This is a genomic window from Rhizobium sp. P2_G2 (assembly GCF_056403555.1).
The window spans coordinates 21,524-27,711 of sequence record NZ_JBFUFF010000091.1 but is presented as its reverse complement, the minus strand read 5'-3'; the positions used below and the strand labels follow the sequence as shown (position 1 = coordinate 27,711).

The window sequence follows — 6,188 nt, the reverse complement described above, 5'->3', positions numbered from 1 at the left end:
GGATAGGGTGGAGCGACGTCACAAACCCGTGACTGGTCTGAGCTGAGGAAACGCGACATGTTGGATATCAGCCAGCAGGACCGTTCGGCAATCCTGAAGGTCCCAGGCGGCGAGGATGAAATGGTCCTCGCCCGGTTCGACAGCTCGGAAGGCGTGAATTCGCTGTTCGAATATCGGATCGAGGCGCTGTCGGAGACGGGCGACATCGATTTCGACAGCAAGATCGGCAAGAACGTTTCTGTTACCTTCAAGGGCCTTGACGACGGCGAGCGGGTTTTCGATGGCATCCTGACTGAAACACAATGGCTCGGCGTGCGAGACGATCTTCATGTCTATCGCCTTGTCCTCAGGCCTTGGTTCTGGATCTTGTCGCAGCGTAGCGATTGCTTCATCTTTCATGACAAGACCGTCACCGACATCATCTCGGAGGTCTTCGGGCGTCATTCCTTCGCGCAGTTCGAGGACCGCACGACGGGCGAGTATAGCCCGATCGAATATTGCGTTCAGTATCGCGAAACCGACATGGCCTTTGTCTGCCGGCTGATGGAAAAGTTCGGCATCAATTATTTCTTCACGCATCAGGAAGGCGAGCACAAGCTGATCCTGTGCGACAGCAACGAGAGTTTCGACCCCGCGCCGGGCGGGTCTCGCCCCTATGTGCCGCTTGAGGGCACCGACCGGCGCGACCGCGAGCTTTTCACCCACTGGATACCGGAGCGCCGTTTCACCTCCGGCCGCGTGGTCTATCGCGACTACAATTTCAAGAAGCCGACCGCGAAGATGGAAGCGGAAAATAACGGCACCGCATCCTACGAAAATGCCGGACAGGAACTCTACGACTATCCCGGCAAATATGACGAGCAGCCGGATGGGACGAAACTGGTGACCGTGCAGCTTCAGGAGGAGGAGGGGCAGGACAAGCGCTGCCTCGGCAGCGGCAATTGCGTGTCGCTCTATCCCGGAACGCTGATGACGCTGACCGATCACCCTTTCGACTACAACAAGGAATATGTCGTGCTGGCCGCGCAGCACAGCTTCACCTCGCAGCAATACCGCTCCGGCGGCGGCGCGAGCGGCGATATCGACTATGATGGCCAGTTCGAGTGCATCGACAGCAGCATCCCGGTCCGGCCGCCGGTGGTCACCCGCAAGACCATGGTTCATGGCCCGCAGACGGCCGTGGTGGTCGGCAAGGAAGGCGAGGAGATCGATTGCGACGAATATGGCCGCATCCTCGTGCGCTTCTTCTGGGACCGCAAGGACGACCAGTCGATGCGCTGCCGCGTCGGACAGAACTGGGCCTACAAGCAATGGGGCGGAATGATCATCCCGCGCATCGGCATGGAAGTGGTCGTTGAATTTCTCGAAGGCGACCCCGATCGTCCGCTGGTCACCGGCTGCGTCTACAACAACGACAACATGCCGCCATACTTGCTGCCGGGCAACAAGACGCGCTCCGTGTTCAAGACCCACAGCCACAAGGCCGACGGCTACAACGAAATCCGCTTCGAGGATGAAGCCAACGAGGAAGAGGTCTGGTTCCACGCGCAGAAATATCACAATGCCGTGGTGGAGAATAACGAAACCTGGCAGATCGGCGCCAATCGGCACAAGTCGGTCGGGGCCTCGCAATCGGAAACGGTCGGGACGGACAAGGATATCAAGATCGGCGCTGACCATCGTGAGGAAATCGGCGGCGAGATGGACCTGACCGTCGGTGCCGCGAGGATCGAGAAGATCGGTGCGGACGATTCCACGACGGTCGGAAGCGACCAGTTGAACAAGATCGGCGGATCGCTGATGACCGACATCGGCATGGATCATGGAATGAAGGCCGGCATGGGTCAATATCAGGAAGCCGGCATGAATTTTCACATCAAGGCCGGCATGAGCGTCACCATCGAAGCGGGATTGTCGATCACGCTGATGGTCGGCGGCAATTACATCAGCATCAGCCCGGCTGGCATATCGATCGAAGGCCTGCCGATGGTGTCGATCAACTGCAGCATCCCGGCGCCGCCGCCGCCGCCGCCGATGACCATCAAATCGCCGGCGCAGCCTAAGAAATATAAGGGCCCGCATGCGACCCGCTATAAGCGTTCGTTCCAGAAATAGGAGCCCGGAGATGCGCAAGTACTGCACGGCAAGGGGCGAACAATGAAGCCCGCGGCGCGCCTGACGGACATGCATACATGCCCGCTTGCGACGCCGGGCACGCCGCCCATTCCGCATGTCGGCGGTCCGATCATGCCGCCCTGCTATCCGCCGGTGTTGATCGGTATGCTGCCGGCTGCGCGGGTCAGCGACATGTGCCTGTGCGTTGGACCGCCTGATGTCATCGTGCAGGGCTCCCCCACCGTCTTGATCGGCATGCTGCCGAGCGCACGCATTGGCGACTTGACTGCCCATGGCGGTGTGATCGTCACCGGTTTGCCGACCGTATTGATCGGTGATTTCGGGGGAGGGCCGGGAGGGTTCGGCGGTCTTGGTCAGTTTGCTCCCATTCTCTCCGCCCAGGCCGCGAAAAGAGCCGAGGAAAAGTTTGAAAATCTAAGCCTGGTCGACAAGAGGACGCTCAACCAGGCTCTCAATGCGGCAAAATCCGATGACGAGCGCGCCTATATATTGAAGGCGTTTGCCGCAGGCCATGGCGCCGACGATTGTTCCGCTTTTGCAACCAAGATCCGTGGTCAATCCAAGCAATGGATGCAAAACAATCTGCAACTGACCGGAAATACCTCCGGCAAGGGGGTGCAGCAGCAATGGAGCCATTCCTGCAATGCGACGACCGTCCAGGCCGTTCGCGGCCAGATGGATCCCATCTATGCCTTGCAGGTTCATGAGGACAATCCGAATTTCGACAAGGTCGACGGTTCCGACGCCACGAAGGAAAATCCGAACCTGGCGCAGGACCAGCAGGACATGCTGACCAGTCAGTATTCCGGGCCGACGGCGGGCCCTCATTCCGGTGTTGCGGTCGGGCGCGATCAAGCTGGTGGTCAAGGCCGTTGGGCCGACGACTTGCTGAACAACATGCAGGATACGACGGGCGTTGAGTATACGACGACAAAGGATCCCGCCAACCCGACCGACTTGATCGACAATGGACTGGATACCGGCGCCCCGGTGCCGATTGTCATAGGCAATGGCAACGGACAATACACGCACTATGTTCTGGTCACCGGCAGTTCGGATGGGCCACCCAAGACCTATACGATCCATGATCCGTGGACGGGAAACACCGTCACGCGAACGGAGGACGAAGTGAAGGACGGCACAATGAACATTGCGGGGTCCAATCAGGTCACCGCGGTAGAAGTTCCCAAACCGGTGCCGTAGGCGTTGCCATGAATTCCGAAACCGCACCAAGAACCCGTGATGAGTATCGCCGCACGCCGCCGCAGCTATATTTGGCAGCGGGCTGGCGAACTGCCGACGGACAGCCGATAAAGCACGCAACCGGCTGGTGGGCAACCGCCGGCGCAGAGCAGCTCCTGGCGGGCGGCGTTGCAATACAGGAAGTCGAGACACTCCTCGAAGCGATGAAACAATTGCTGCCGCTTTATAGCGAGCAGATACCTGGAGACATGCGGAATTTCATCGAGGAAGCGCTCGGATTGACCGCCGACTTGTTGCGCCAGCCCAACAATCCGGCGCTTGTCAACTGGCTGGTGGCATGCACCCAGACAGTAAGATATCAAGAGGATCTGCCTGTTTTTCTGAGCCACTTGCGGGCAGTCCTTCTCCAATGCGCGACAATCGCCAAAGGCATTTGGTAGCGTCAATGACTGTGCGACGGCGGATGCTCGCGCTATTGTTCGTCCCGGCCATAATGGCTTCCACCGTAAGCCAAATGAGGGGAGAGACCATGGAGCCGGGCAACACTATTCAGACGCAGAAGATTACTCTTGAAGTGGGGCGTGATCGCATAGCGCCCGAAGACTACTCACTCGAGCGTGTGATCGAGAGTGTCCGGCGCTTCAATGCGTCGGTGCGTATTGCGGACCTGCCGGTGGATCTGGATGCAGAGCAATTGGACACGGAAAAAGTTTCCGCTTTCATAGAAGGTTTCCCGCGCCTCTCAAGGGCTGAACTGAGCCTCCTCGCAAGCCGGACGGTTCGTCTGAACCTTCCCTCGACTGACTTGCACGCCTCCAGTGCGATCACCGCGCAGACGCTTCGCGATGGATATGGATTGGAAAAAGACCCGAACTCCGCAAACCCCCATTTAGCGGCTGTCCGGCTCATCGCTTCTCCTTCCCTGACAATAGCCAGCGACCGCGTCAGTCGCGCAAAGAGCGAGATCGAACATTTGGGGCCAGATAAAGGGCGCCAAAGGCGATCGGTCGCCATGGTTTTGCTGTCTGTTTCGGAGCAGATTCTGGAGGTAAATTCCGATGACCAGAATGCAAAAAATGAAATAGCCATCGCGCGCAAAATACTCGCGGCCGAAAAAGCAGCGGGGTCCGGGCTTGGTATGCCGTAGCGTGCATTGACCAATGGCGAATCCAATTGGTTATCTGCGCTGAAAGGGTTAGGGTGATGTCGGCTACGCCGAATATGCACGAGGAGCCGGAGATAGGGATCGCCAAACGATGTCATCTCGGCAAAGTGGGACGTCGTGTTTTCTACATGGATACGCTGTAGGCATATGTGTGCTTAGCATTGGATAATTGATGACCACACTCACCCTCCAGATCTCCAATCTCAATGAGCTGCCCGATGGTGGTCCGCTCACATTCACCGCGCATGGCCGGAGTTTCGAGATCGGCCGGGATCTGTTTCGCGATTGGGTGCTGCCGGACCCGGATCTGTTCATTTCGGGCCGCCATGCCGAGATCCAGTTCGACGGCCAGAATTATTATCTCAACGATGTCTCGCGCAACGGCACCTTCGTCAACGGCGCCACCCAGCGCGTCAAGAGCCCGTATCGCATCTTCAACGGCGACCGCATCGAGATCGGCAATTATATCATCGTTGCCCATCTGCAAGGCGAAGCTGCGCCGCGCGACTTCAACAGCAATAAGGACCAGGCATTCGGCGGCGATGACGACGATATCTGGGGCGTCGGCGCCGCTGCCGCACCACCGCCCGGGAACCGCAGGGATTTCATGCCGCGGCAGAATGTCAGTTATGCGGAGCCGGATTTTGCCCATTCCTATGTCGACATGCCGGCGCTGAACCCCCAGACCAGCTTCCCGACATCGCCTCAACCGGGCTTTCCGCCTGCCCAACAGGGTTTTCCCGCACAGCCGCAAGGCTTTTCCCCGCAGCCGCAAGGTTTTCCGCCGCAGCCAGCAGGCGGATTGCAGCATCCCGCCAATCCCTTTGCCGCCGAGACGGGCTTCAACCGGCCGACGCCGGGCGCCGCAAGCTGGCAGCCGCCGGTGCAGCAGGGCCAAAGCGCACCGCAGGACATGCGCGGCGTCATGCCGTCCACGCACGGAGCTGGCGGCTTCATGGAGGCGTTCATCCGGGCTACGCAACTGTCGCCGGCGACGGTGCAGAGCCGAAACGCGGCCGAGCTTGGTGAAGAACTCGGCGAGATGATGCTGGTCGCCGTCGAACTGATGATGACGCTGCTCAACGCGCGCGCCTCCGCCAAGTCATTGGTCCGCTCCGCCGACCGCACGATGATCGGGCCGATGGACAACAATCCGCTGAAATTCGTGCCGGGCGCCGCTGCGGCGCTCGATACGATGATGGGCCAGGGGCGCGGCGGCTATCTCGATGGCAAGCGGGCTTTCCGCGAGGCTTTCGACGATCTCAAGAACCACGAGATGGCGACCTATGCGGCCATGCAGAAGGCGCTCTTTCGTCTGCTCGAGGACGACCTTTCCCCCGAAGCGATCGAGAAAAAGCTGCCCAAGTCGGCATTTTCCAGCAACAAGGCCAAGGCCTGGGATGCTTATGTCTCACGCTGGAACGGCAAGACCGAGGGCCGCGACAATGGCATGCTTGACGTATTCCTCACCTATTTCGGCGAAGCATACCGCGAAGCCGCCGGCAAGAAGCGTTGATCTCGATCGTCTTGCAGCGCACCTCTTCTGGCTCGCTGTCGGTTTACTGCCGGGCAATGTCTTGTTTGAAAATTGCCGGTATGCACCGCATAAGACTGGTGCGTGAAACGTCGTTGAGATAGGTGGCCGTGGCAGGTTTGTTTCTGCCTCGGCTTCCAGGGAGCTCGT

At 59.2% G+C, this 6,188-nt stretch carries 5 protein-coding genes; all 5 read left to right on the top strand.

Going from position 1 to position 6,188, the window contains the following annotated elements:
* Nucleotides 1–57 precede the first annotated feature (57 nt).
* The 5 genes from AC1D06_RS34260 (at nt 58) to tagH (ending at nt 6,020) form a co-directional block, all read left to right on the top strand.
* On the top strand, nt 58–2,115 hold the full coding sequence (locus AC1D06_RS34260; RefSeq protein WP_477990254.1) for a type VI secretion system Vgr family protein: 2,058 nt from the start codon (nt 58–60) through the stop codon (nt 2,113–2,115).
* Nucleotides 2,116–2,157: 42 nt separating this feature from the next.
* On the top strand, nt 2,158–3,339 hold the full coding sequence (locus tag AC1D06_RS34255) for a PAAR domain-containing protein (protein WP_477990253.1): 1,182 nt from the start codon (nt 2,158–2,160) through the stop codon (nt 3,337–3,339).
* 8 nt (nt 3,340–3,347) lie between these two features.
* Entirely contained in the window at nt 3,348–3,779 is a 432-nt protein-coding gene (locus tag AC1D06_RS34250) for a hypothetical protein (protein ID WP_477990252.1), read from the top strand.
* A gap of 89 nt (nt 3,780–3,868) precedes the next feature.
* A complete protein-coding gene (locus AC1D06_RS34245) occupies nt 3,869–4,486 on the top strand; it encodes a hypothetical protein (RefSeq protein ID WP_477990251.1) in 618 nt (205 codons plus the stop codon).
* Nucleotides 4,487–4,676: 190 nt separating this feature from the next.
* Nucleotides 4,677–6,020, top strand: a complete 1,344-nt coding sequence (gene tagH, locus AC1D06_RS34240) for a type VI secretion system-associated FHA domain protein TagH (RefSeq protein ID WP_477990250.1) — start codon at nt 4,677–4,679, stop codon at nt 6,018–6,020.
* Nucleotides 6,021–6,188: the final 168 nt, after the last annotated feature.